At 72.7% G+C, this 24,401-nt stretch carries 20 protein-coding genes, 1 tRNA gene and 1 riboswitch; of the genes, 9 read left to right on the top strand and 12 right to left on the bottom strand.

The window, feature by feature from the left end; all coding sequences use genetic code 11:
* Positions 1-88: 88 nt before the first annotated feature.
* Complete coding sequence (locus ABZ898_RS21485; protein WP_161149100.1) at positions 89-454, top strand: YbjQ family protein; 366 nt, start codon at positions 89-91, stop codon at positions 452-454.
* A gap of 24 nt (positions 455-478) precedes the next feature.
* On the opposite strand, the gene ABZ898_RS21480 is transcribed toward ABZ898_RS21485, so the two are convergent.
* Positions 479-1,240 (bottom strand): MerR family transcriptional regulator, encoded by a 762-nt coding sequence (locus tag ABZ898_RS21480; protein ID WP_361661094.1) that lies wholly within the window; start codon positions 1,238-1,240, stop codon positions 479-481.
* A gap of 138 nt (positions 1,241-1,378) precedes the next feature.
* Between ABZ898_RS21480 and ABZ898_RS21475 the strand changes: the two genes are divergently transcribed.
* Both ABZ898_RS21475 and ABZ898_RS21470 read left to right on the top strand, forming a co-directional pair.
* Complete coding sequence (locus ABZ898_RS21475) at positions 1,379-2,665, top strand: ion channel protein (protein ID WP_361661091.1); 1,287 nt, start codon at positions 1,379-1,381, stop codon at positions 2,663-2,665.
* A gap of 47 nt (positions 2,666-2,712) precedes the next feature.
* Positions 2,713-4,116 (top strand): glutamate decarboxylase, encoded by a 1,404-nt coding sequence (locus ABZ898_RS21470; protein ID WP_361661088.1) that lies wholly within the window; start codon positions 2,713-2,715, stop codon positions 4,114-4,116.
* A gap of 6 nt (positions 4,117-4,122) precedes the next feature.
* Here ABZ898_RS21470 and ABZ898_RS21465 read toward each other — a convergent pair whose 3' ends face one another.
* From ABZ898_RS21465 to ABZ898_RS21455, 3 genes are all read right to left on the bottom strand, one after another.
* Positions 4,123-4,671, bottom strand: a complete 549-nt coding sequence (locus ABZ898_RS21465) for a DinB family protein (RefSeq protein ID WP_361661085.1) — start codon at positions 4,669-4,671, stop codon at positions 4,123-4,125.
* Between the two features lie 179 nt (positions 4,672-4,850).
* Positions 4,851-6,311 carry an aldehyde dehydrogenase family protein gene (locus tag ABZ898_RS21460; protein ID WP_361661082.1) on the bottom strand — a complete coding sequence of 487 codons (1,461 nt, stop codon included), beginning with the start codon at positions 6,309-6,311 and terminating at the stop codon, positions 4,851-4,853.
* A 114-nt stretch (positions 6,312-6,425) separates the two neighbouring features.
* Complete coding sequence (locus tag ABZ898_RS21455; protein ID WP_361661263.1) at positions 6,426-7,250, bottom strand: helix-turn-helix transcriptional regulator; 825 nt, start codon at positions 7,248-7,250, stop codon at positions 6,426-6,428.
* 333 nt (positions 7,251-7,583) lie between these two features.
* Here ABZ898_RS21455 and ABZ898_RS21450 point away from each other — a divergent pair, with 333 nt between their 5' ends.
* Positions 7,584-8,087 (top strand): ATP-binding protein, encoded by a 504-nt coding sequence (locus ABZ898_RS21450; RefSeq protein ID WP_361661079.1) that lies wholly within the window; start codon positions 7,584-7,586, stop codon positions 8,085-8,087.
* A 74-nt stretch (positions 8,088-8,161) separates the two neighbouring features.
* Here the strand turns inward: ABZ898_RS21450 and ABZ898_RS21445 are convergent, their stop codons facing one another.
* The gene (locus ABZ898_RS21445) at positions 8,162-8,380 is read right to left on the bottom strand and encodes a DUF397 domain-containing protein (RefSeq protein WP_234306599.1); all 219 of its coding nucleotides are present in this window, start codon (positions 8,378-8,380) and stop codon (positions 8,162-8,164) included.
* 494 nt (positions 8,381-8,874) lie between these two features.
* Here ABZ898_RS21445 and ABZ898_RS21440 point away from each other — a divergent pair, with 494 nt between their 5' ends.
* Both ABZ898_RS21440 and ABZ898_RS21435 read left to right on the top strand, forming a co-directional pair.
* Positions 8,875-9,381 carry a hypothetical protein gene (locus tag ABZ898_RS21440; protein ID WP_361661077.1) on the top strand — a complete coding sequence of 169 codons (507 nt, stop codon included), beginning with the start codon at positions 8,875-8,877 and terminating at the stop codon, positions 9,379-9,381.
* Positions 9,382-9,522: 141 nt separating this feature from the next.
* Positions 9,523-10,050 (top strand): DUF4232 domain-containing protein, encoded by a 528-nt coding sequence (locus tag ABZ898_RS21435; RefSeq protein ID WP_361661074.1) that lies wholly within the window; start codon positions 9,523-9,525, stop codon positions 10,048-10,050.
* A 61-nt stretch (positions 10,051-10,111) separates the two neighbouring features.
* On the opposite strand, the gene ABZ898_RS21430 is transcribed toward ABZ898_RS21435, so the two are convergent.
* Entirely contained in the window at positions 10,112-11,221 is a 1,110-nt protein-coding gene (locus ABZ898_RS21430; protein WP_361661071.1) for a DUF2786 domain-containing protein, read from the bottom strand.
* Between the two features lie 193 nt (positions 11,222-11,414).
* Between ABZ898_RS21430 and ABZ898_RS21425 the strand changes: the two genes are divergently transcribed.
* From ABZ898_RS21425 to ABZ898_RS21415, 3 genes are all read left to right on the top strand, one after another.
* Positions 11,415-12,197, top strand: a complete 783-nt coding sequence (locus tag ABZ898_RS21425) for a Clp protease N-terminal domain-containing protein (protein ID WP_361661068.1) — start codon at positions 11,415-11,417, stop codon at positions 12,195-12,197.
* A 77-nt stretch (positions 12,198-12,274) separates the two neighbouring features.
* On the top strand, positions 12,275-13,936 hold the full coding sequence (locus ABZ898_RS21420; protein WP_361661065.1) for a bifunctional 3'-5' exonuclease/DNA polymerase: 1,662 nt from the start codon (positions 12,275-12,277) through the stop codon (positions 13,934-13,936).
* Between the two features lie 28 nt (positions 13,937-13,964).
* A riboswitch (guanidine-III (ykkC-III) riboswitch) is annotated at positions 13,965-14,028 on the top strand.
* Between the two features lie 10 nt (positions 14,029-14,038).
* A complete protein-coding gene (locus tag ABZ898_RS21415; RefSeq protein ID WP_361661062.1) occupies positions 14,039-14,353 on the top strand; it encodes a multidrug efflux SMR transporter in 315 nt (104 codons plus the stop codon).
* 94 nt (positions 14,354-14,447) lie between these two features.
* On the opposite strand, the gene ABZ898_RS21410 is transcribed toward ABZ898_RS21415, so the two are convergent.
* The 6 genes from ABZ898_RS21410 to ABZ898_RS21385 all read right to left on the bottom strand — a co-directional run bounded on the left by ABZ898_RS21410 (position 14,448) and on the right by ABZ898_RS21385 (position 24,295).
* A tRNA-Thr gene (locus ABZ898_RS21410) sits at positions 14,448-14,521 on the bottom strand.
* A gap of 116 nt (positions 14,522-14,637) precedes the next feature.
* The gene (locus ABZ898_RS21405) at positions 14,638-16,293 is read right to left on the bottom strand and encodes an alpha/beta hydrolase (protein ID WP_361661059.1); all 1,656 of its coding nucleotides are present in this window, start codon (positions 16,291-16,293) and stop codon (positions 14,638-14,640) included.
* 95 nt (positions 16,294-16,388) lie between these two features.
* The gene (locus ABZ898_RS21400; RefSeq protein ID WP_361661057.1) at positions 16,389-17,594 is read right to left on the bottom strand and encodes a DNA polymerase III subunit delta'; all 1,206 of its coding nucleotides are present in this window, start codon (positions 17,592-17,594) and stop codon (positions 16,389-16,391) included.
* 145 nt (positions 17,595-17,739) lie between these two features.
* Entirely contained in the window at positions 17,740-20,832 is a 3,093-nt protein-coding gene (gene tmk / locus ABZ898_RS21395; protein WP_361661054.1) for a dTMP kinase, read from the bottom strand.
* Between the two features lie 174 nt (positions 20,833-21,006).
* Positions 21,007-23,838 carry a type I DNA topoisomerase gene (gene topA, locus ABZ898_RS21390; RefSeq protein WP_361661051.1) on the bottom strand — a complete coding sequence of 944 codons (2,832 nt, stop codon included), beginning with the start codon at positions 23,836-23,838 and terminating at the stop codon, positions 21,007-21,009.
* A gap of 259 nt (positions 23,839-24,097) precedes the next feature.
* Positions 24,098-24,295, bottom strand: coding sequence for a hypothetical protein (locus ABZ898_RS21385; protein WP_361661049.1), 198 nt, complete (start codon positions 24,293-24,295; stop codon positions 24,098-24,100).
* Between the last annotated feature and the right edge of the window lie 106 nt (positions 24,296-24,401).

The raw sequence follows: 24,401 nt of genomic DNA, 5'->3' as shown, positions 1-24,401 counted from the left end.
CCCAAACTATCAACGCGTCGCGACCGGCCCAGGTTCCACCGGCCGTCCCAGAATGCACTGCGGGGCGAGCGGGGCAAAGCTGTGAGCCATGGGACTCGACGACTACGGCGGCGGCCAGGGGCCCGAGCCGGACGTACTGGTGGTGACGGCGAACGACGTGCCCGGACGCCGGGTGGAGCGGGTGCTCGGCGAGGTCTTCGGCCTCACCGTCAGGTCGCGCCACCTCGGCAGCCAGATCGGCGCCGGGCTGAAATCGATGATCGGCGGCGAGCTGAAGGGGCTCACCAAGACCCTGGTGCAGACCCGCAACCAGGCCATGGAGCGCCTGGTGGAGCAGGCACGCGCGCGTGGCGCCAACGCGGTGGTGGCCTTCCGCTTCGACGTCACCGAGGCGGCCGACCTGGGCACCGAGGTGTGCGCCTACGGCACGGCGGTGGTCCTGGCCCGCGAGTGAGCCAGGACCGGCGCCGCCCTGCCCCTACGCCTCGTGCCGGTCGGCGTTGGCGGCGATGGCCGCGTTCAGATGGGCGGCGACACCGGGGCCGAGAGCGTCGTAGTACGCGGTGAAGCGGGCGTCGGCGACGTACATCTCACCCAGACAGCGGTGCATGGCGTACGGGCACTTGTAGAACCAGGCGCCGATGTGCCGCCGGTGCTCCTCGGCGAGGTCCATGGCCGCCCCGTCGCCCGGCGGGGTGCCGTCGGCCACCAGGGCGGCGTAACGCGCGTTCCAGTCGTCGGACTCGGCGCGCATCCGCTGCCAGTCGGCCTTGGTGTAGCGGGCGGCGCGGCGCTGGGACTCCGCGTACGCCGCGGTGCCGCCCCAGCGGCGCTCGGTCTCCTCGGCGTGGGTCTCGGGGTCGTGGTCCCCGAAGACCTCGAAGCGCTCCTCGGGGGTGAGGTCGATGCCCATCGTGCGTGCCTCCATGGCGTGTTCCACGGCCGCCGCCATCCGGCTCAGCCTCTCGATCCGGGCGGTCAGCAGTTCGTGCTGCCGGCGCAGGTGGGCGCGCGGGTCCGCGTCCGGGTCGTCGAGCAGGGCGGCGACCTCGTCGAGCGGGAAACCGAGCTCGCGGTAGAACAGGATCTGCTGGAGCCGGTCGAGGTCGGCGTCCGTGTAGCGCCGGTGCCCGGCGTGCGTGCGCCCGCCGGGCACGAGCAGGCCGATCTCGTCGTAGTGGTGCAGGGTGCGCACCGTGATCCCGGCGAACCCCGCGACCTGTCCCACGGAGTGGCTCAACGTTCTCGCTCCTTGTCGTCCGGGGCGCGGGGGTGCGCCGCCGGTTCGGGGTCCACGCTGCGCCCTCACGCCGGGTGAGGTGCAAGAAGGATTCTCCTACGGGATGTTGCGTCCGACTTGTCCGCTTATGGTGAGCCCGTGGCCCAGGACACCGCGCGGCAGCCGCCTCCGACCGCTCCCACGGCCCCGGCACGCGCGCTGCTGCCGCTGATCCTGCCCGCCGTGACGGTGGGGATCGCCGCCAGCCTCGTCTTCGTCGGGGTGAGCACGGCCGCCGAAAAGCTCCAGCACGTGCTGTGGGGGCCGCTGCCGGACGCGCTGGGGGTGGGCCGGTACTCGGTGCTGTGGATGTTCGTGATGCTCTTCGCCACCGGTGTGGCGGTCGGCCTGGTGGTGTGGAAGGTCCCCGGCCACGCCGGGCCCGACCCGGCCACCCTCGGCCTGAACGCGCCGGTGCTGCCGCCGGTGGTGCTGCCCGGTCTGGTGCTGGCGGTCGGGCTGATGCTGGCGGGCGGCCCCAGCCTCGGCCCGGAGAACCCGATCATCGCGGTCAACGTCGGCCTCGCCATGTGGCTCGGGCAGAAGCTGGTGCCGAGGACGCCGGACTCGCTGTGGCCGGTGCTCGCCGAGGCGGGCACGATCGGGGCGCTGTTCGGCACACCGGTCGCGGCGGCGCTGGTGATATCCGAGGCCCTGGCCGGACGCCCCTTGCGCGGACGGCTCTGGGACAACCTCTTCGCCCCGCTGACCGCCGCCGCGTGCGGCGCCGTCACGACCACCCTGGTGGCACGGCCCACCTTCGACCTGGGGCTGCCGCCCTTCGGCCACGCCCGGTGGGGCGACATCGTGGCGGCACTGGTGATCGCCCCGGCGGCCGCGCTGCTCGGCATGTGCGGGGTCTACGTCTTCCCTTACGTCCACCGGGCCTTCGGCCGGCTGCGGCACCCGATGCTGATGCTTCCGGCGGGCGGGCTCGTACTGGGCGCGCTGGCGGCCGCGGGCGGCCACCTGACGCTGTTCAAGGGGCTCACCGAGGTCGGGGAGCTGGCGCGGGACCCCGACGGCTGGTCGGCGGGCCAGTTCGCGGTGATGGCGGTGGTGAAGCTGGCGGCGCTGGTGGTGGCGGCCTCGTGCGGGTTCCGGGGCGGCCGGATCTTCCCGTCCGTGTTCATCGGGGCCGCGCTCGGTCTGTGCGCGCACGCGCTGGTCCCCGCCGTGCACCCGTCGGTCGGGGTGGCCGCGGGCGTGCTGGGGATGCTGCTGGCGATCACCCGGCAGGGCTGGGTGAGCCTGTTCACCGCCGCCGTACTGGTCTCCTCGCCCGCGGTCATCACCCTGCTGTGCATCGGCTCGCTGCCCGCGTGGCTGCTGGTGACCGGACGGCCGCAGATGCAGCTGCGCCCGGACGGGACCCCGCTCCGCTGAATTCCTTCCGGATTCCCACCGAACTCCCCCTGATGGAGGCATGGCCCATGGCGCTGCACAGAGGTTCCGGCAAGCACGGGGAACGCCGTATATCCGTCAACCCGTTCTTCGGGGGCGCCGACCCCGTCTGCGGGATGACCGAGGCCCCGCCCACCCACCGCCTGCCGGACGTCCCGCTGGCCCCGGACACGGCCTACCAGGTGGTGCACGACGAGCTGATGCTCGACGGCAACGCCCGGCTGAACCTGGCCACCTTCGTCACCACCTGGATGGAGCCGCAGGCCAGGGTGCTGATGTCGGAGTGCCTGGACAAGAACATGATCGACAAGGACGAGTACCCGCGCACCGCCGAGCTGGAGCGGCGCTGCGTGGCGATCCTCGCCGACCTGTGGAACGCCCCCGACCCCTCGGCCGTGATCGGCTGCTCCACCACCGGCTCCAGCGAGGCGTGCATGCTCGCCGGGATGGCGCTCAAGCGCCGCTGGACCAAGCGGAACGCCGACCGCTACCCCGGGGCCCGCCCGAACCTGGTGATGGGCGTCAACGTCCAGGTCTGCTGGGAGAAGTTCTGCGACTTCTGGGAGGTGGAACCCCGGCTGGTCCCCATGGAGGGCGACCGCTTCCACCTCGACCCCCGCGCGGCGGCCGCGCTGTGCGACGAGAACACCATCGGCGTCGTCGGCGTCCTCGGCTCCACCTTCGACGGCTCCTACGAGCCCGTCGCCGAGCTGTGCGCCGAGCTGGACGCCCTCCAGGAACGCACCGGCCTCGACGTCCCCGTGCACGTGGACGGCGCCTCGGGCGCGATGATCGCCCCCTTCCTGGACGAGGACCTCGTCTGGGACTTCCGGCTGCCGCGCGTGGCCTCGATCAACACCTCGGGCCACAAGTACGGCCTGGTCTACCCCGGCGTCGGCTGGGCCCTGTGGCGGGACAAGGAGGCCCTGCCCGAGGAGCTGGTGTTCCGCGTCAACTACCTGGGCGGCGACATGCCGACCTTCGCGCTGAACTTCTCCCGCCCCGGCGCCCAGGTCGCGGCCCAGTACTACACGTTCCTGCGCCTGGGCCGCGAGGGCTTCCGCGCGGTGCAGCGCTCCACCCGGGACGTGGCGACCTACCTGGCGGCGAAGATCGAGGAACTCGGCGACTTCCGCCTGCTGACGCGGGGCGACGAGCTGCCGGTCTTCGCCTTCACCACCGCCGGCCACGTCACCGCGTACGACGTGTTCGACGTCTCCCGGCGGCTGCGGGAGGCGGGCTGGCTGGTGCCCGCGTACACCTTCCCGGCCGACCGGGAGGACCTGTCCGTGCTGCGGGTGGTGTGCCGCAACGGCTTCTCCCACGACCTGGCCGACCTCTTCCTCGCCGACCTCACCCGCGCCCTGCCCGGCCTGCGCCGCCAGCAGGGGCCGAGCGGCGAGAAGGACGCGGCCACGGGGTTCCACCACTGAAAGCCCCTATGACGCGGACTGCTGCTGTTCCAGCGCGACCAGTTCGAACGCCGTCTTCCCGTCCAGGGACTCCCGGATGATGTCGGCGTGCCCGGCGTGCCGGGCCGTCTCGCGGATCAGGTGCAGAGCGACCCAGCGCAGCGAGACCCGGCCCTCCGGCGGGAACCAGGGGGCCTGGGGCAGCGGGAAGGTGTCGTCCAGGCTGGGCGCGGAGCGGATCAGCTCCTCCGTCCCGGCCGCGACCTGCTCCCAGTACGCGAGCTGCCCGGCGACCGTCTCGTCGTCGGTGAGCCGGAAACACTCGCTCCAGTTCGACTCGTCCCGGTGCACCGCCGGCGGCTCCTGGCGGGCTCGCGCCTGCCAGGTCTGCTCCATCTCGGCGACGTGCTTCAGCAGTCCGCCCAGCGACAGTTCGCTGGCGCTGGGCCGGGTCCGCGCCTGCTCCTCCGTCACGCCCAGCAGGGCCCGGCGGATGCCCCCGCGCTGCTCCTCCAGGAAGGCCAGCAGCGCCCCGCGCTCGTCCCCCGGCGCCTCGGCTCCCACATGAGTGACCATGACCGTCCACCTCTCCTGACGTACCGCCGGTCCGGTTCATCCCGGCCCCGACGACGCTACGGGCCATCGAGGTCAGATGCTGTCCTCAATGGCCCGTGACATCGGAAGTCACCCGGAGGGATCTCCCGCGCGGCCCGGAAGCGGCTCAGAGGCGGCCCGGAAGCGCCCCAGCGACGGGCTCAGAAGGGGAAGCCGCTGCGGCCGTGCTGCACCGAGATCCACTTGGTGGTGGTGAACGCCTCCAGCGTCGTCTCGCCGTTCAGCCGGCCGATGCCGGAGTGCTTCTCCCCGCCGAAGGGGACGATCGGCTCGTCGTGCACGGTCCCGTCGTTGACGTGGAACATCCCGGTGTCGATCCGCTGGGCGAAGGCCACCCCGCGCTCGATGTCGGCGGTGTGCACGGCCCCGCTGAGGCCGTACGGGGTGTCGTTGACGAGACGGACCGCCTCCTCCTCGCCGTCGAACGGCACGAGGAAGACCACCGGCCCGAAGACCTCCTGCCGCAGCAGCTCCGACCCCTCCGGCACCCCGGTCAGCACGCTGGGCGCGACCAGGTTGCCCTTCACCGAGCCGTGCACCAGGGCCGTACCGCCCTCGGCGAGCGCCTGCTCGACCACCTGGGAAAGTGCGTTCGCCTGGGTGGAGTTGATGACCGGGCCGATGACGGTACGGGGGTCGCTCGGGTCACCGACCGGCAGCGAGCGGACCTTGGCGACGAACTTCTCGGTGAACTCCCGCTCGACGGAGCGGTCCACCAGCACCCGGTTGGCGGCCATGCAGACCTGCCCCTGGTGCACGAACCGGCTGAAGACGGCCGCGTCCACCGCGTAGTCGATGTCGGCGTCGTCCAGCACCACCAGGGCGCTGTTGCCGCCGAGTTCGAGCACCGCGCGCTTGAAGTGCGCCGCGCACACGGTGGCGACGTGCCGGCCGGTGCCGTCGGAGCCGGTGAAGGAGATGACCCGGGGCACCGGGTGCTCGATGAAGGCGTCCCCGATCTCGGCGATGTCGGTGACGACCACGTTGAGCAGCCCGCCGGGCAGGCCCGCGTCCTCGAAGAGCTTGCCGATGAGGGTGCCGCCCGCGATCGGGGTGTTCTGGTGCGGCTTGAGGACCACGCCGTTGCCGAGCGCCAGCGCCGGGGCGACCGACTTCAGGGAGAGCAGGAAGGGGAAGTTGAAGGGGCTGATCACGCCCACCACGCCGACCGGGACCCGGTAGAGGCGGTTCTCCTTGCCGTCCGCCGGGGAGGGCAGGATGCGGCCCTCGGGGCGCAGCGCCAGGTGCACCGACTCGCGCAGGAACTCCTTGGCGAGGTGGATCTCGAAGCCGGCCTTCACCCGGGTTCCGCCCAGCTCCGCGACGATCAGCCCGGCGATCTCCTCCTCGCGCTCCTGAAGCAGCGCGAGGGCCCGCTCGAACACCGCGCGGCGCGTGTAGGGGCTGGTGCGCGCCCACTCCCGCTGCGCGCGTTCGGCGGCCCGGTACGCCTCGTCCACCTCGTCGACCGAGGCCACGGTGATGGAGGCCAGCTTCTCGTCGTCGTAGGGGTTGAAGTCGATGACGTCCCAGGAGCCGGTGCCCGGCCGCCATTCGCCGTCGATGTACTGCTGGGCGAGGTCGCTGAAAAAGGCCGCCATGTGATCCCTCAATCGTGAGCGTACGGCTGAGTCACGCCAGGTGCTGATCACGGGCCATCGTACTGGTGAGCCATGGCGGCCGAGGAGTCCGTCACTCCTCAACTCACTTGCTCATCAGACGCGTTGAGCGATCCTCTCGATGAGCGCGCGGCTCTCCTCGGGACCGGGGCTGTCCTGCTGGAGCTCCTTGAGGGCGTGCTCGTACTGGGCGACGTCCTCGCGCTTGTCCAGGTAGAGCGCGCTGGTGAGCTGCTCCAGGTAGACCACGTCGGACAGGTCCGATTCGGGGAAGCTGAGCAGGGTGAAGGCACCGCTCTCGCCCGAGTGGCCGCCGAAGTCGAACGGCATGACCTGGAGCCGCACGTTGGGCCGCTCGGAGACCTCGACGAGGTGCCGGAGCTGCCCGCGCATGACCTCGCGGTCGCCGTACGGGCGGTGCAGGGCGGCCTCGTCGAGCACGATGTGGAACTCGGGCGCGTGCTCGCCGAGCAGGTGCTTCTGCCGCTCCAGCCGCAGGGCGACCCGGCGTTCCACGTCCTCCGCGCTCGCGCCGCGCATCCCGCGCCGGACCACCGCGCGGGCGTACCCCTCGGTCTGGAGCAGGCCGTGCACGAACTGCACCTCGTAGACCCGGATCAGGTGCGCGGCACCCTCCAGACCCACATAGGTGGGGAACCAGCTGGGCAGCACGTCCGAGTAACTGTGCCACCAGCCCGCCACGTTGGCCTCCCGGGCGAGGGAGAGAAGGGACTCGCGCTCCGCCTCGTCGTCGACGCCGTAGAGCGTCAACAGGTCTTCCACGTCTCTGGTCTTGAAGCTCACCCGGCCCAGCTCCATCCGGCTGATCTTCGATTCGGAGGCGCGGATCGAGTAACCCGCCGCCTCGCGTGTGATCCCCCGAGCCTCACGCAGCCGCCTGAGTTGCGAGCCGAGCAGCATCCGCCGCACCACCGATCCGGGCTCTCCCGCGCTCACGTTCGTCAGCCTCCCCAACCGTCCTCAAGTGCCTGAGTCTGCCACTAAAACACTTCAAGCAGTACTCGTACGGTTACGGAAACGGAAAGAGCTGAACCGTTTCTGCCCACCACAGGTCACGACCATTGGCGGCCGACCGCGCCCCGATGGCGGAAAAAATGGCCAAGAAGCGGTACGCGAGGGGCGATTTCGGCCGCGTGCACGTGCATCTGCCCTTGCATCTGCTGTGCGCATCCGAAACCATGGTGCCGCGCCACCGCTGCCTCGCAACGACCGCGAATTCCGGGAGTGCCTCGCATGGGGACGAATGGATCGACCATGCTCAAGCCGTTACGGCAGGGCCTTCCGCCACTGGACCCCTCGGCCGTGTGCGAAGCGGCCTCCTGCGCCCTGCCCGCCCGCTACGAGGCGGTCGGCGAGGCGCGGCGCTTCACCCGGTCCACCCTCGAACCCTGGGACGTCGGCGACCGCTTCGACGACATCGCCCTCGTGGTCTCCGAACTCGTCACCAACGCCCTGCGCCACGCCCTGCCCGAGGAACCGCGGACCGGCCCCGGACACGGCTCGCCGGTCCGGCTGCACCTGCTGCGCTGGCCGGAGCGGCTGGTGTGCGCGGTGCGCGACCCCAGCGAGGAGACGCCGGTACCGCGCGAGACGGAGGACGACTTCTCCGCCGAGTCGGGGCGGGGGCTGCTGCTGGTGGAGTCCTTCGCGGACGGCTGGGGCTGGCACCCGGTCCCGGGCGACGTCCGCGGAAAGCTGGTGTGGGCGCTGTTCCGGCTGGAGAGCGCCGGCCGATAGTCCGGAACCCGCCTGCCGGGCACGGCCGTTGACATCGTTGCCAGAAACCGCCGCCCGAGCCGCCGCCCTTCGGGTCAGCCGACGATGAGGTGGTCGAACTCGCCGTCCTTGATGCCGAGGAGCATCGCCTCGATCTCCGCGCGGGTGTAGACGAGCGCGGGACCGTCCGGGAAGCGCGAGTTGCGTACGGCGACCTCGCCGCCGGGCAGCCGCGCGAACTCCACGCAGGAACCCTGGGAGTTGCTGTGGCGGCTCTTCTGCCAGGCCACGCCGTCCAACTGCGTGGCAGCCATGCCGTTGTACACGTCGTACCCCCCGTACACGCTGTCAACGTAGCGGTCCACAGGTCGCTCCCCGCTGTGCACTGTCTGATGTGGCCATGGATGCTCTGGTCGATGTCGTACTGATCGATGTCGCACAGGTCGATCGACCCGGATCATAACCTTGTTCATGTGCAGATGAATGGGCAGATGCACGTGCACGGCGGGTGTTCCCGCGGTTACAGGTTTGACGTCCGCTTTACCCGGGCCCCGGGGCGTGCGGTGTTGACGCGTCTGCCCCGATGCGGCTCCGGGCATGCGCGAACGCGCCCCACGCCCGCGCTTCCGCGCCAGGTAGTCCGGATCGGAACCTCCCGGCTCAGGGCGGAGCGGCGAACGGGGCCGTCCTTGTTCCCCGGTGTCCCGGCTTCCCCCGGGTAACGGCTGGTAACTTGCTGCGGACCTCCGGCTCAGGGGGGCCTCGCGCACGGCCGGCGGGGCGACCGGCTACTGGTTGGGAGCTTGACGTGACGACGGCGACCGCAAGAGTTCGGGCCGCTGCGGCGGCGGGGCTGGTGAGCGCGCTCGCGCTGACCGTGACGGCGTGCGGCGGCGACAGTTCGCCGGACGGCCCGCCGGCCACGAGCACCTCGGCCCCGGCCCCCTCCGGCTCGGCGGACTCCGGCGGCGACGCGGGCACCTCGGGGTCCTCTGCGTCCGATCCGCTCCAGGGGAGCTGGGTCACCACCGGCGGCGGCAAGATCGTCGCTCTGGTGATCACCGGGAAGCAGGCGGGCCTCTTCGTCACCGGCGGCACGGTGTGCAGCGGCACGGCGGCCGAGCAGGCGGGCAAGGGCGTGATCAGGCTCACCTGTCAGGGCGGCGACGACAGCCGGGCCGAGGGCACGGTCGACTCGGTCGGCGCCGAGTCGCTGAAGGTGACCTGGAAGGGCGGTGCCGGGTCGGAGTCGTACACCAGGGCGGAAGGCGGCAAGCTGCCCACCGGGCTGCCCACGGCTCTCCAGCCGTCGTAGACCCGCCGCCCGCGCCGCTCCCCCGGCTCCGCCCGCGCCATCGCACCGCCTGAAGTGGTGAATCGGCGGGGGTGCGTGCCCGCGCCGCCCGCCGAGGCGCCATGATGCGGGGAGACGTCACGACCTCGATGGGATCAGTACATGCGCCGCGTCATTCCGCTCACCCTCACCGCTCTCGTTGCCGCCCTCGCCCTGACCGCCTGCTCCGACGGCGACAGCGGCGGTACGGACGGCGCCAAGAGCAAGACCGGTTCGGGCTGCGCGACCGGCGCGGTCGCCCTGGAGGTCGGTTCGGCGAGCGTGGCCCCCGCGGCGGGCGACAGCGGCGAGGTGCCCGTCAGCATCACCAACCAGAGCGCCCCCTGCACCCTGGACCACTTCCCCGGCGTCACCCTGCACCAGGGCGACCGGTCGGTGAAGCTGCCGGTGAGCGAGGGCGCCCAGGCGCAGACGCTGAAGCTGGCCAAGGGCGCCTCGGCGACCTTCACCATCTCTTACGTGCGCGGCGCGGACGGCGACGCCAAGGCCATGAAGGCGAGCACCTTGGAGGTCACCCTGCCGGGCGGCGGGGACTCCAAGAGCTTCCCCTGGAAGTTCGGCCCGGTCGCGGCCAAGGGCGCGGACGGCCTGGACGCGTCGGTGAGCGCCTTCCAGCAGGTCGGCGACTAACTCCCTCCTTTCTGGCGACCAGCTCCCTCTTTTCTTGGGGGCAGCCGGGGCGGCGCGGGGCTCACGGGAGCCTCGGGCGGGATCTGACCTGGGCCTCGTCCGCCGCCCGCGCTCCTTCCGTCCACCCGGCCTCGTCGCTGATGCCGCGCAGCCGGGTGGTGGTGGTCTGCGGGAACATGCTGTCCATCCGGTCGGTGACGGCGGCCTCGCGGGTGACCAGCACCGGCAGCAGGTCCTCGCTGACCTGGCTCTCGGCGGCGGCCGCGAGCCGGTCGCCGACCCGGTGGGCGTAGGCCGCGAGGAAGGACTGCCTGAAGGTCTTGGTCCGCTTGCGCCCCCCGGCCCGCTGGGCCGCCTCCGCCTTGGCCATGGCGTGCGTGGCCTGCACCAGCAGCGAGGTGTGCAGCAGCTCGACCGCCTCCAGGTCGGCCTCGAACCCGACGACCGTGGAGAAGCCGAACGGTTCGTTCCACACCGCGCGGCAGTGGTTGGCGCGGGCGACCGCGTCCAGCAGGACGGCCTTGGCCTGCTCGTACGGCGGCTCGACGCCTATCCGGCAGGCGCCGGGCGCGTCCGGCGCCGGGGCGGAGGCGGCGAGCAGCGCCTCGTCGACACTGTGCCGGGCCATCAGCTCCTGCGCCTTTGCGGTGAGCGCCTCGGCCTCCTCCGGATACCCGGTGCGCTCGGCCTTGGCGAGCAGGGCGCGGATACGGCCCAGCGTGCGGGACGTGCCCGGTCCGGCGGGCCGGCGGGGCTCCTCCAGCGGCTCCAGCGCGGGCAGCCGCAGCAGCAGCCGGTACAGCTCCAGCGTGGTGGTGGCGTGCGAGAAGCGGTCGGTGGCGCGCGCGTCCGGCAGGTCGGCGAGGGAGTCGAGCTGAGCGGTCCAGCGGGGGCCACGCGGCCGGTCGCGGCCCGCCTGGGCGCGGATCAGCGCGGCGGTGAGACCGAGGTGATCGTCCTCCAGCTCCCGGCGCACCAGCCGGACCACGTCGGCGGGCTGCCACCCGCGCTGCCAGGCGGTGGCCAGGAACTCCTCACCGCGCCGCGTCAGCTCGGCGTCGGACGCGGGGTCGGCGGCGAGCAGGGACGCGCCGGTGTCGAGTCCCGGGTCGGTGTCGTCGTAGAGAGCGGCCGCGAAGGCGCGTTCGACGGTGCTGGCAGTGCTGGTCACGTGGTCGATCGTGCCACGGGCCGCCGACGCTCGGCGAAAGTCGTCCACAGCCTGTGGACAGTCCTGGCGGCGGGCGGCCCGGTCGGCCGTTTCTCCCTTCTGACGCCGGGCCGGAATTCACTTCTGACGCCGGGCCGGAATTCACTGTCAACCATCAGTTGACACCCCTCGACTGTCAACCTACGGTTGTCACATGGCGAGCAACCCGAACATCACGGCATCCGTACGCCTCGACGATCTCATCGAGGCCATCAAGACCGCCCACGCCGAGCCCCTCGAACAGCTCCAGGACGCGGTGATCGCCGCGGACCACCTGGGCGACGTGGCGGACCACCTCATCGGACACTTCGTGGACCAGGCCCGCCGCTCGGGCGCGTCCTGGACCGACATCGGCAAGAGCATGGGCGTGACCCGGCAGGCGGCGCAGAAGCGGTTCGTCTCCAAGGAGTCGGCCGACCTCGACCCCAATCAGGGCTTCAGCCGCTACACCCCCCGCGCCCGCAACGTCGTCATGGCGGCCCACAACGCGGCGGTGACCGCGCGCAACGCCGAGGGCCGCCCCGAGCACCTGGTGATCGGCCTGCTGGCCGAGCCGGAGGGCCTCGCGGTCAAGGCGATGGCCGCGCAGGGCGTCGAGGCCGAAGCCGTACGGCAGGCCGCGACCGCCGCGCTCCCCGCGGCCACCGGAACCACCCCCGACCTGGTCCCCTACGGTCCCGAGGCCAAGAAGGCCCTGGAGCTCACCTTCCGCGAGGCGCTCCGGCTCGGGCACAACTACATCGGCACCGAGCACATCCTGCTGGCCCTGCTGGAGCAGGAGAACGGCGAGGGCGTCCTCAGCGGTCTCGGCATCACCAAGGAGGGCACCGAGGAGTACGTGAACCGTGTGCTCGCGCTGCTCCTGGAGCAGAAGAAGGCCGCCGGCGCGGCCCAGGAGGCCGCCACTCACCCTGACGACGAGGAACGGGAGGGCTGACAAGCGGGATAGCTGCCCCCGCGCGGCGGAGCCTCGGTCCGGGTCCGTTGTCAGACCCCCCTGCCACACTCAAACGCATGACCGACCGGTGGGCCCTCGCCCCGGCCGAGGACGGTGGCGTGGACGTCGCCCCACTCGGCCGGGACGGGTTGCCCGCCGGTCCGGTCCGGCGCGAGAGCGATCTCGCCCAGGCGGTGCGGAGCCGCCCGGAGACCGGACGCTGGGTGTGGAGGTCGACCGCCGAGGTCTACCCGCGACTGCTCGCCACGGGGGTGCGAGTGGAGCGGTGCTACGACATCGAGGACGCCGAGACCCTGCTCCTGGGCCACGAGGGACGGTACGGCGAACCACGCTCGGCCGCCGCCGCCCTGGCCCGTCTCCGGGGCGGCCCCGTGCCGCCCGACCCGCCGCAGCGCGCGGCGGACCCCGGCGGCCAGCCCTCGCTGTTCGAGCCGTCCGGAACCCGGATGCCGCTGACCGACCTGCTCGCGGTCTACGCCGAGCAGCAGCGAAGACACGAGCGGACCGCGCACCCCGACCGGATGCGCCTGCTGACCAGCGCGGAGTCGGCGGGCATGCTGGTGGCCGCCGAGATGAACCGCGCGGGACTGCCCTGGCGCGCGGACGTGCACCGCGCCCTGCTCACCGACCTCCTGGGCGAGCGGTACGCGGGCGGCGGCGAACCGCGCCGCCTGGCCGAGCTGGCCGACGAGGTGTCCGCGGCCTTCGGCCACCGGGTGCGCCCCGACCTCCCGGCCGACGTGGTCAGGGCCTTCGCGCGGGCCGGGATCAAGGTCGCCTCCACCCGCCGCTGGGAGATCCAGTCCCTCGACCATCCGGCCGTGGCCCCGCTGCTGGAGTACAAACGGCTGTACCGGATCTGGGTGGCGCACGGCTGGTCCTGGCTGCGGGACTGGGTGCGCGAGGGCCGGTTCCGTCCCGAGTTCCTCGCGGGCGGCACGGTCACCGGGCGCTGGGTCACCAACGGCGGGGGCGCGCTGCAGATACCCAAGGTGATCCGGCGCGCGGTCGTGGCCGACCCCGGCTGGCGGCTGGTGGTGGCCGACGCCGACCAGATGGAACCCCGGGTGCTGGCGGCGATCTCCCGCGACCCCGGCCTGATGGAGGTGGCCGGGCGGGCGAGCGACCTCTACCAGGCCGTCTCCGACCGCGCCTTCTCCGGCGACCGCGACCAGGCCAAGCTGGCCGTGCTCGGCGCGATCTACGGCCAGACCTCGGGCGACGGTCTGAAGAACCTGGCCGCGCTGCGCCGCCGCTACCCGAAGGCCGTGGCCTACGTCGACGAGGCGGCCCGCGCGGGCGAGGAGGGCCGGCTGGTCCGCACCTGGCTCGGCCGCACCTGCCCGCCGGTGGCCGGTGCGGACGCGGCGGAGGAGGCGGGTATCCCGCTCGGCGAGGAGGAGGTGTCCGGCGGGGGCACGCCGGGCGACCGCGGCCGGGGCCGTTTCGCCCGCAACTTCGTCGTCCAGGGCAGCGCGGCCGACTGGACCCTGCTGCTGCTCGCGGCGCTGCGCCGCGCGTGCGCGGACCTCGCCGCCGAGCTGGTGTTCTTCCAGCACGACGAGGTCATCGTGCACTGCCCCGCCGAGGAGGCCGAGCAGGTCGCCGCGGCCATCCGGGAAGCGTCCGCCCTGGCGGCACGCCTCACCTTCGGCGACACCCCGGTCCGCTTCCCGTTCAGCACGGCCGTGGTGGAGTGCTACGCGGACGCGAAGTGAGCGCCCACCGTCTGTGCGACCATGGCCGGCAGAGCTTCGATCGGCTCCTGGACGAGGTGCGCCGTACCCAGCACACGACAAGACGGCGCGTGGGAGTTCTCCATGGGATGGATCGCGCTCGTACTGTCCGGAATGCTGGAAGCGGTGTGGGCGACAGCCCTCGGCAAGTCGGCGGGCTTCAGCCGCCCGGTGCCGTCCGTGGTCTTCGTGGTCGGCCTGCTGCTCAGCATGTCCGGCCTGGCCTTCGCCCTCCGCACGGTCCCCGTCAGCACCGGCTACGCGGTCTGGGTCGGCATCGGCGCGGCCCTCACCGCGGCCTACGCGATGCTCTTCGACGGCGAACCCGCGAGCACCGTCAAGATCCTGCTGCTGCTCGGGATCATCGCGTGCGTGGCGGGACTGAAGCTGGCGCACTGACCCGCGCCCGGACTCGTCCGCGCTGCGCCGGTCCGGGTCGGTCCGTGCCAGGCAACAGAAAACCCCAGGCCGTCGGCCTGGGGTTTCTCCTCGGAGCCGCTTTCGGGATTCGAACCCGAGACCTACGCATTACGAGTGCGTTGCTCTGGCCATCTGAGCTAAAGCGGCGTGTTGGACGCACCGGGGTGCGATCGGCAACGTCGGTAAGTCTACACAGGTTCGGAGAGTGGTTCGTACCGGCCCCGGGGCCGGGACCGGTACGGGGGGCGGGGCTTCGGCGCCCGTCAGGTGCAGCGTTTGCCCTCGGCGGGCGGGGTGCCGCGGAGGAGGTAGGTGTTGATCGCGGAGTCCACGCAGGAGCTGCCGCGGCCGTAGGCGGTGTGGCCGTCGCCCTCGTAGGTGAGCAGGCGGCCGGAGGAGAGCTGGCCGGCCAGGGAGCGGGCCCAGCGGTAGGGGGTCGCCGGGTCGCGGGTGGTGCCGACGACCACGATGGGCGCCGCGCCCTTCGCCTCGATGCGGTGCGGTTCGCCCGTGGCCCGCACCGGCCAGTACGAGCAGTTCAGCGACGCCCAGGCCAGGCTGGGGCCGAACACCGGGGACGCGTTCGTGAACTCCGGCACCGCCCCCGCCGCCTGCTCGGGGCCCTCGAAGGCGGGCGGGAGGTCCAGGCAGTTCACGGCCGCGTTGGCCATCATCAGGTTGCTGTAGTGACCGCGGGCGTCACGCTCGTAGTAGCTGTCGGACAGGGACAGCAGACCCGCGCCGTCGTTCTCGTCCAGGGCGGAGTTCAGCGCCTCGCGGAGCTGTTCCCAGCTGCTCTGGTCGTACATCGCCGCGACCACGCCGGTGGTGGCCAGCGACTCGGTCAGCAGCCGGCCGTCCGCGTCGCCGGCCGGGATCGGGTGGGCGTCCAGCGCGCGGAAGAACCTCTCCAGGCGGTCGCCGACCTGCGCGGGCGTCGCGTCCTTGCCGTCCAGGGGGCAGTCGGCCTGCTGGACGCAGTCCTCGGCGAACGCCTGGAAGGCCGTCTCGAAGCCCGCCGTCTGGTCCAGGTTCACCTGCCGGGCGTCCAGCGAGGGGTCGATGGCGCCGTCCAGCACCAGCCGGCCGGTGCGGTGCGGGAACAGACCGGCGTAGGTCGCGCCGAGGAACGTGCCGTACGACGCGCCCACGTAGTTCAGCCTGTCGTCGCCGAGCAGCTCGCGCAGGACGTCCATGTCACGGGCCGCGTCGACGGTGGAGACGTGGCGCAGCAGCCGTGCGGAGTGCTTCCCGCAGGCCTCGGCGAACTTCCGGTCGGCGCCGACCAGCGTGTCCACCTCCCGGGCGTCGTCCGGGGTCATGTCCGTCTGGGTGAACGCGTCCATCTGGCGCCCGTCCAGGCACTCCACCGGCTCGCTGCGGGCCACCCCGCGCGGGTCCACGGCGACCATGTCGTAGCGGGCGCGCACCTCGGCGGGGTAGCCGATGGCCGCGTAGCTCTGGAGGTAGCCGATCGCCGAGCCGCCCGGGCCGCCCGGGTTCACCAGCAGGGAGCCGAGCGGCTTCCCCTTGCCGGTGGCCTTCTTGCGGGAGACGGCCAGCTCGATGTCGCCCGAGCCGGGCTTGTCGTAGTCGAGCGGCACCTTGATCGTGGCGCACTCGAAACCGGGGGCGCCGCACTTCCGCCAGCTCAGCTTCTGCGTGTAGTACGGCGACAGCGCCGAGGGGGTCGAGCGCGGCAGCGCGGCCAGCGCGGCCGTCACCGTGCCGTCCGCCGCCGGGCTCCGGCCGCCGGGGGCGCAGCCGGACACCAGCAGCGCAGACGCCGCGAGCAGGGACGCGGCCACCCGGGCCGTGACGCGGGCCGGGCGCGGCCGCGACGGACGGCGCGCCGGGGTCCAGATCGCCCGGAGGGGCGGCCGGGCGGGCGAGGGCGACGGGGATTGCCTGGTGTCCATCGGGCGAGCGTAACCCTGCGCGACGGCACGGATGCCGTGCGTCCCGATCGTGGCGTCGTACGAGGGAGCCCGGCGTCAACCGGTGCGGGCCGTACTCACCCCGCGCGCAGGGCCATCGTCATCGCCTCCACCGCCAGCAGCGGGGCGACATTGCGGTCGAGGGCGTCGCGGCAGGCGGCGATGGCCTCGATACGGCGCAGGGTCGCCTCCGGCGAGGCCGCCTGGGCGATGCGCTGGAGGGCGTCCTCGGCGTCCTCGTTGGCGATGGCCACGCGGGAGCCGAGCTGGAGGGCGAGCACGTCGCGGTAGAAACCCGTGAGGTCGGCCAGGGCGACGTCCAGGCTGTCGCGCTGGGTGCGGGTACGGCGCCGCTTCTGCATGTCCTCCAGGTCCTTCATCACACCCGCCGTACCGCGCGGCAGCCGTCCGCCCTGCGCGGCGCCGAGCGCCGCCTTCAGCTCGTCGCTCTCCTTGACGTCCATCTCCTCGGCGAGCTGCTTGGCGTCCTCGGCGGCGGCGTCGACCAGTTCCTGGGCGGCCTTGAGGCAGCCGCCCACCTCGTCCAGCCGCAGCGGCAGCTTCAGCACCGAGGCGCGGCGGCGGCGGGCCTCCGGGTCGGTGGCGAGCCGCCGGGCCCGCTCGACGTGTCCCTGGGTGGCACGGGCCGCGGAAGCGGCGACCTCGGGCTCGACGCCGTCGCGCCGCACCAGCATGTCGGCGACGGCGGCGACCGGCGGCGTACGCAGGTTCAGGTGGCGGCAGCGGGAGCGGATGGTCGGCAGTACGTCCTCGATGGAGGGCGCGCACAGCAGCCACACCGTGCGCGGCGCGGGCTCCTCGACGGCCTTGAGGACGGCGTTGGCCGACTTCTCGTTCAGCCGCTCGGCGTCCTCGACCAGGATGATCTGCCAGCGGCCGTTCGCCGGGCTGGTGAACGACTTGCGGACCGTGTCCCGCATGTCCCGCACCAGGATCTCCGCGCCGACCGCTGCGACCGAGGAGACGTCCGCGTGGGTGCCGAGCAGCGCGGTGTGGCAGCCGTCGCAGAAGCCGCAGCCGGGTGTGCCGCCGAGGGCGCGGTCCGGGCTCACGCACTGCAGGGCCGCGGCGAAGGCCCGCGCCGCCTGGTTGCGGCCCGCGCCCGGCGGGCCGGTGAACAGCCAGGCGTGGGTCATCTTCGAGGCCTCGGGCGGCGGCTGGCCGGCCGCGGCGGCCGTGACGAGCGCGTCGGCGTCCCGCGCGGCCGCCTCGAGCACCGCGCTCACCTTCTCCTGCCCGACGAGGTCGTCCCAGACGCTCATGGGTCACGCCGCCCTTTCCGTCACTTCGTGTTCCGTCGTCCATTGTGCGGGCGGGCACCGACAGCGCCCGCCCCGCACGGCGAAGGGCGGCACCCGCCCGAGCGCCTGAGCGCTCCGGCGGACACCGCCCCCTGGTCCTGCCGTCTCAGCCGCGCCGGTCGCGGCCGGTGCGGCCCCGGTCGTCGTGGTCCTGCTCGTCGTACGACCCGAGGAGTTCGTCCGCGAGCGAGGGGAGGTCGTCCAGCGGGGTCTCCTCGGCCCAGTCGGACCGCGGGCGGCGCGGCCGGCCGTCCGCGCCGACCTGCGGGATCTCGCGGGTGCGGTCCTCCACGTCGTGCGCCCCGGGCCGCTCGTCGCGGACGGGCGGCAGCACGGCCGTCTCCTCGGCGGAGCCGACGGGGGGCAGCACGGCGGTCTCGTCGGCGGCCCGGTCGGACCACTTCGGCAGCAGCGTCGTCTCGTCCGCCGTGCCCTCGGGGGCGGACGGCTGCGGCAGCTCGGCCGTCACCTCCGACTCGGAACCGCCGTCACGCACGGGGCGCAGCACAGCGGTGTCGTCGGCGGCGCGGGACGCGGGGGCGTCCGGGACGGCGCGCTCCCGCTCGGACGGCTTGCGTGCCGCGGTGTCGGCCTCCTGGGCGGCCTCGGCCGCGCGCTTGCGGGCCTCCTCGGCGCGCAGCAGCGCGTCCTCGGCCTTGCGCTGCTTCTCCAGGCGCAGGGCCTCGGCCTCGGCACGCTGCCTGGCCTCCTCCTCCGCCTGCTTGCGGCGCCGCTCCTCCTCGGCCCTGCGGCGGACCTCCTCCTCGGCGCGGGCCTTCTCCTCGGCGAGGAGACGCTGACGCTCCTCCTCGGCACGGCGGTGCGCCTCCTCGGCGCGACGGCGGGCCTCTTCCTCCTGCCGCTCGGCCTCGCGGCGCTGCGCCTCCTCCAGCTCCCGGCGCTTGCGCTCCTCCTCCTCGGCGCGCAGGCGGGCAAGCTGCTCCTCGCGCTCGCGCGCGACCCGCTCCTCCTCGGCCTTGCGGGCGGCCTCCAGCTCGGCCTTGCGGCGGGCCTCCTCCTCGGCCTTCTTCCGGGCCTCCTCCTGGGCCTGGATCTCGGCCTCGGAGAGCGGCAGCACGGTGTCGAGCCGGTGCCGGATCACGGTGGTGACGCCTTCGGGCTCCTGGCCCGCGTCCACGACCAGATAGCGGCCGGGGTCGGCGGCGGCGAGGGTGAGGAAGCCGGCCCGCACGCGCGCGTGGAACTCGGCCGGCTCCGACTCCAGCCGGTCCGGCGCCTCGGTGAACCGCTCGCGCGCCACCTCCGGCGGCACGTCCAGCAGGACGGTCAGATGCGGGACGAGACCGCCGGTGGCCCAGCGGTTGATGCGGGCGATCTCGGTCGGCGACAGGTCACGGCCCGCGCCCTGGTAGGCGACGGAGGAGTCGATGTACCGGTCCGAGATGACGACCGCGCCACGCTCCAGCGCGGGCCGTACGACGGTGTCGACGTGCTCGGCACGGTCGGCGGCGTACAGCAGCGCCTCCGCGCGGTGGGACAGCCCGGCCTCGGACACGTCCAGCAGGATCGAGCGCAGCCGCTTGCCCACGGGGGTGGCACCCGGCTCGCGGGTCAGCACGACCTCGTGGCCCTTGGCGCGGATCCACTCGGCGAGGGCCTCGGCCTGGGTGGACTTGCCGGCGCCGTCGCCGCCCTCCAGCGAGATGAAGAAACCGTTCGTCGCGGGGGCGGTGACCGGGTCGTCGCCGCCCAGCAGGGCGTCCTTGATGTCCTGGCGCAGCGGGATACCGGAGCGGTCGTCGACCTTGGCGAGGACCAGCACGGCCACCGGCAGCAGCAGGGCGCCGACCAGCATCAGGGTGAAGGAGGCGCCGCCGTGCGCGAAGACGAAGCGGCCGTTCTCCAGGCGGTGGCGGCCGATGAGACCGGCGACGACGGGGGCGATCAGGGCGCCGAGCGCCATGAAGACCCGGACGACCGCGTGCAGGTGCTCGGTGACACGTGCGCGGCGGGAGTCCTCGGTCTCCTGGTCGAGCAGGGCGTGCCCGGTGTTGGCGGAGATGCCGGCGCCGACACCGGCCAGGGTCAGGATCAGCAGGACGGTCGTGACGTCCGGGACGAGGCCGGCGGCCAGCAGGGCGATGCCGGTGAGCGCGATGGCCAGCGCGAGCAGCCTGCGCCGGGACAGCGAGGGCAGCAGCGCGGGCGCGGTGCGGATGCCGACGCCCACACCGCCGGTCAGGCCCAGCACCAGCAGGCCGTACAGGACCGGGCCGCCGCCCAGGTCGGAGGCGTGCAGCACGCACACCGCGACGGCGGCGGAGATGGCCCCGGCCACGGCGGCGCAGGCCACGACCAGCAGCAGCACGGCGCCCGTGCGGCCCTTGTCGACGCCGGTGCCGGTGCGCGGGCGGCGCAGGCCCTCCAGCGGCGAACGCGGGCGCGGGGTGCGCGTGCCGGGCAGCTTCAGGGCTGTCAGCACGGACACGGACGCGGCGAACAGACCGGCGGCGACGTAGGCCGCGAGGGCCGCGTGGTGCTGGTCGAACCAGGCGATGCCGGTGCCCAGCAGGTTGTTGAACAGGGAGGCGGTGACCAGCACGGCGGCGGCCAGCGGCAGCGCGACGAAACCGGTGCGCAGCGACAGACGGCGCAGCGCGTCCAGGTGGTCCGGGAGCGGCCGCACCGAGGCGCCCTCGGGGGGCGGGGTGGGCAGCAGCGCGGGGGCCGCGCTCTCCCTGCACACCGTCCACAGCCGCTCGGCCATACCGGTGACGAAGGCGGTGGCGAGCAGGACGGTCAGGGCGTTGTCCGGCGTCCAGTCGATCCACAGGGGCGCCACGATCAGCAGCGCCGCGCGCACGCCGTCGGCGCCGACCATGGTCCAGCGCCGGTCGAGCGGGCCGTCCTGGGAGGTGAGCGTGGTCAGCGGGCCCAGCAGCACGGCGCCGAAGAGCACGGTGGCCAGCACACGCGCGCCGAAGACCGTCGCCACTGCGAACGCCGCGCCGCGGTAGCCACCGCCGAAGGATGCCTCGGCGACGGCCGTCTGGAGGACGAGGACCACCAGCACGAGCAGCGCGAGGGCGTCACCGACACCGCTCACGAGCTGCGCGCTCCACAGGCGGCGCAGGTCGGGGCGGCGCAGCAGTGAACGGACGGCGCGTTCGCGGGAATCCGCGACCAATGCGTCGTCCGGTGCTGGTTGGGGGGCCGTTGGCTGCTCGGCTCGCGTCATGCGTTCAGCCTATCCGCAGCCACCCACACCCATGCCCCCCTTGTCCCCACCCCTTCCCCGGTCCTCGCCCCCCGATCCCCTAAGGGGCGCACGCCGGAGCGCGAACACCCCGGTACCAGGGCCGGTACCGGGGTGTTCGCAAACGCGGAAGCGCGAGGCCGCGCGAGGCGGGGGTCAGTCCTCCGAGCCGGAGCCCGCCGCCTTCGCCGCCGTGGTCTTCTTCGCGGTCGTCTTCTTCGCCGTGGTCTTCTTGGCGGCCGCCGTCGTCTTCTTGGCCGCCGTCTTCTTCGCGGCGGTCTTCTTCGCGGGAGCCGTCTTCTTGGCGGTGGCCTTCTTCGCCGTCTTCTTGGCGGGCCCCTTCGCCCGCTTCTCGGCGAGCAGCTCGAAGCCGCGCTCCGGAGTGATCTCCTCCACACTGTCGCCGGAGCGCAGAGTGGCGTTGGTCTCCCCGTCGGTGACGTACGGACCGAAGCGGCCGTCCTTGACCACGACCGGCTTGCCGGAGACCGGGTCCTCGCCCAGCTCCTTCAGCGGCGGCTTGGCGGCGGCCCGGCCACGCTGCTTGGGCTGGGCGTAGATCGCCAGCGCCTCCTCCAGCGTGATCGTGAAGAGCTGCTCCTCCGCCGTGAGCGAGCGCGAGTCCGTGCCCTTCTTCAGGTACGGGCCGTAGCGGCCGTTCTGCGCGGTGATCTCCACGCCCTCGGCGTCGGTGCCGACCACGCGGGGCAGCGACATCAGCTTCAGGGCGTCCTCGAGGGTGACCGTGTCGAGCGACATGGACTTGAAGAGGGACGCCGTGCGCGGCTTGACCGCGTTCTTGCCGGTCTTCGGGGTGCCCTCGGGGAGCACCTCGGTGACGTAGGGGCCGTAGCGGCCGTCCTTGGCGACGATCTGGTGGCCGGTGACCGGGTCGGGGCCCAGCTCGAAGTCACCGCTGGGCTTGGCCAGCAGTTCCTCGGCCAGCTCGACGGTCAGCTCGTCCGGCGCCAGGTCCTCGGGGACGTCGGCGCGCTGGTGCTGCTCGGTGTCCTTCTCGCCGCGCTCGATGTACGGGCCGTAGCGGCCGACGCGCAGCACGATGCCGTCGCCGACCGGGAAGGAGGAGACCTCGCGGGCGTCGATCGCGCCCAGGTCGGTGACCAGTTCCTTCAGGCCGCCGAGGTGGTCGCCGTCACCGTTGCCCGCGTCCGCGGCGGCACCGGTGTCCAGGCCCTCGCCGAAGTAGAAGCGCTTGAGCCACGGCACGGACTGGGCCTCGCCGCGCGCGATGCGGTCGAGGTCGTCCTCCATACGGGCGGTGAAGTCGTAGTCGACGAGCCGGCCGAAGTGCTTCTCCAGCAGGTTGACCACGGCGAAGGACAGGAAGGACGGCACCAGGGCCGTGCCCTTCTTGAAGACGTAGCCGCGGTCCAGGATCGTGCCGATGATCGACGCGTACGTCGACGGGCGGCCGATCTCCCGCTCCTCCAGCTCCTTGACCAGGGACGCCTCGGTGTAACGGGCCGGGGCCTTGGTGGCGTGGCCGTCGACCGTGATCTGGTCGGCCGCCAGCGGGTCGCCCTCGGAGACCTGGGGCAGCCGGCGCTCGCGGTCGTCCAGCTCGGCGTTCGGGTCGTCGGCACCCTCGACGTAGGCCTTCAGGAAGCCGTGGAAGGTGATCGTCTTGCCGGAGGCGCTGAACTCGACGTCCCGGCCGTCGGCGGAGGTGCCGCCGATCTTGACGGTGACGCTGTTGCCGGTCGCGTCCTTCATCTGGGAGGCGACGGTGCGCTTCCAGATCAGCTCGTACAGCTTGAACTGGTCGCCGGTCAGACCGGTCTCGGCGGGCGTGCGGAAGCGGTCACCGGAGGGGCGGATCGCCTCGTGCGCCTCCTGCGCGTTCTTGACCTTGCCGGCGTAGGAGCGCGGCTGCGGCGGGAGGTAGTCGGCGCCGTACAGCTGCGTGACCTGGGCGCGGGCGGCGCCGATGGCCGTCTCGCTCAGCGTCGTGGAGTCCGTACGCATGTAGGTGATGTAGCCGTTCTCGTACAGCTTCTGGGCGACCTGCATGGTCGCCTTCGCGCCGAAGCCGAGCTTGCGGCTGGCCTCCTGCTGGAGGGTCGTCGTACGGAACGGGGCGTACGGCGAGCGGCGGTACGGCTTGGACTCGACCGAGCGCACGGAGAACCGCGTGGTCTCCAGGGCGGCGGCGAGCGCGCGGGCGGCTCCCTCGTCGAGGTGCAGGGTGTTCGCGCTCTTGAGCTGCCCGAGGGAGTCGAAGTCGCGGCCCTGGGCGACGCGGCGGCCGTCGACCGTCTGGAGCCGGGCGACCAGGGACGACGGGTCCGAGGTGTCGCCCGCGCGGCCGGTGGCGAAGGTGCCGGTCAGGTCCCAGTACTCGGCGGAGCGGAAGGCGATGCGCTCACGCTCGCGCTCGACGATGAGCCGGGTGGCGACGGACTGGACGCGGCCCGCCGACAGCTTCGGCATGACCTTCTTCCACAGGACCGGCGAGACCTCGTAGCCGTAGAGGCGGTCGAGGATGCGGCGGGTCTCCTGGGCGTCGACCAGCTTCTTGTTCAGTTCGCGCGGGTTGGCGACGGCCTCACGGATCGCGTCCTTGGTGATCTCGTGGAAGACCATCCGCTTGACGGGGATCTTCGGCTTGAGGACCTCCTGGAGGTGCCAGGCGATGGCCTCGCCCTCGCGGTCCTCATCGGTGGCGAGGAAGAGCTCGTCGGAGTCCTTCATCAGGTCCCGGAGCTTCTTGACCTGCGCCTTCTTGTCCGCGTTGATGACATAGATCGGCGCGAAGTCGTGTTCCACGTCCACACCGAGGCGGCGGACCTCACCGGTGTACTTCTCCGGCACCTCCGCGGCGCCGCTGGGAAGGTCGCGGATGTGCCCGACGCTCGCCTCGACTACGTATCCGGGGCCGAGGTAGCCCTTGATCGTCTTCGCCTTGGCAGGGGACTCGACGATGACGAGTCGGCGGCCGCCCTGTGCGGTCTCGCTGGTCGGGGACAACTTCGCTCTTCTCTCCGGTCGGCGCTTGGGTTCCTCCCCAGGCGCTCGTCCCTGGGGTCGCGGCGTGCTGTGGCTGGTGTGACGCTGCGGAGTGTGACGGTACATCCCGCCCCCGTGTCAAACGGGAAAAGCCCACAACGGCCACTCGAACGGTAACCCGACTACCGCCATTCCTGCCGCCCGGAGTACCCGCCGGTCGCGGACCCCACGCCCGGAGCCCTCCGCTCCGCCCGCCGCCGCGCCGGCCCGGCCGCCCCGGTCAGGGACGCGTCAGGCAGTACGCGGCCAGCCCGAGCGAGACGAGCGCGGCGACCCCCGCGAGCACCGCCGAGGTGATCCGCCCGACACCCACGGCGACCGGCTCGGCGCGGCTCACCCGCACCCCGGTCCACACCATCAGAGCCCCTCCGAACAGCGCGAACACCGCTCCCGCGAACACCGCCGGCACGCTTTCCATGATCCGTCCACCCCTCCCGCGCCCTCGGCGCGGCCCGCCCTCTTCCAGCGCGGCGAGGCTGCCACGCCAGGAGAACGTCAGAGCGACTTCGGAGTGAACGACGGGG

Origin of the sequence: Streptomyces sp. NPDC046860, from assembly GCF_040645115.1 — a bacterium.
Classification (GTDB): domain Bacteria; phylum Actinomycetota; class Actinomycetes; order Streptomycetales; family Streptomycetaceae; genus Streptomyces.
Note: the sequence above shows the minus strand (reverse complement) of the source record. Positions and strands in the feature narration are given on the sequence as shown.

Excerpts from the sequence above, each read along its gene's own strand:
- ABZ898_RS21445 (WP_234306599.1), bottom strand. The coding sequence starts at position 8,380 with ATGGCTGCCACGCAGTTGGACGGCGTGGCCTGGCAGAAGAGCCGCCAC.
- ABZ898_RS21405 (WP_361661059.1), bottom strand. The coding sequence starts at position 16,293 with ATGGACACCAGGCAATCCCCGTCGCCCTCGCCCGCCCGGCCGCCCCTC.
- ABZ898_RS21455 (WP_361661263.1), bottom strand. The coding sequence starts at position 7,250 with ATGCTGCTCGGCTCGCAACTCAGGCGGCTGCGTGAGGCTCGGGGGATC.
- ABZ898_RS21470 (WP_361661088.1), top strand. The coding sequence starts at position 2,713 with ATGGCGCTGCACAGAGGTTCCGGCAAGCACGGGGAACGCCGTATATCC.
- ABZ898_RS21385 (WP_361661049.1), bottom strand. The coding sequence starts at position 24,295 with ATGGAAAGCGTGCCGGCGGTGTTCGCGGGAGCGGTGTTCGCGCTGTTC.
- tmk (WP_361661054.1), bottom strand. The coding sequence starts at position 20,832 with ATGACGCGAGCCGAGCAGCCAACGGCCCCCCAACCAGCACCGGACGAC.
- ABZ898_RS21460 (WP_361661082.1), bottom strand. The coding sequence starts at position 6,311 with ATGGCGGCCTTTTTCAGCGACCTCGCCCAGCAGTACATCGACGGCGAA.
- ABZ898_RS21415 (WP_361661062.1), top strand. The coding sequence starts at position 14,039 with ATGGGATGGATCGCGCTCGTACTGTCCGGAATGCTGGAAGCGGTGTGG.
- ABZ898_RS21465 (WP_361661085.1), bottom strand. The coding sequence starts at position 4,671 with ATGGTCACTCATGTGGGAGCCGAGGCGCCGGGGGACGAGCGCGGGGCG.
- ABZ898_RS21420 (WP_361661065.1), top strand. The coding sequence starts at position 12,275 with ATGACCGACCGGTGGGCCCTCGCCCCGGCCGAGGACGGTGGCGTGGAC.
- ABZ898_RS21400 (WP_361661057.1), bottom strand. The coding sequence starts at position 17,594 with ATGAGCGTCTGGGACGACCTCGTCGGGCAGGAGAAGGTGAGCGCGGTG.
- ABZ898_RS21450 (WP_361661079.1), top strand. The coding sequence starts at position 7,584 with ATGGGGACGAATGGATCGACCATGCTCAAGCCGTTACGGCAGGGCCTT.
- ABZ898_RS21435 (WP_361661074.1), top strand. The coding sequence starts at position 9,523 with ATGCGCCGCGTCATTCCGCTCACCCTCACCGCTCTCGTTGCCGCCCTC.
- ABZ898_RS21425 (WP_361661068.1), top strand. The coding sequence starts at position 11,415 with ATGGCGAGCAACCCGAACATCACGGCATCCGTACGCCTCGACGATCTC.
- ABZ898_RS21485 (WP_161149100.1), top strand. The coding sequence starts at position 89 with ATGGGACTCGACGACTACGGCGGCGGCCAGGGGCCCGAGCCGGACGTA.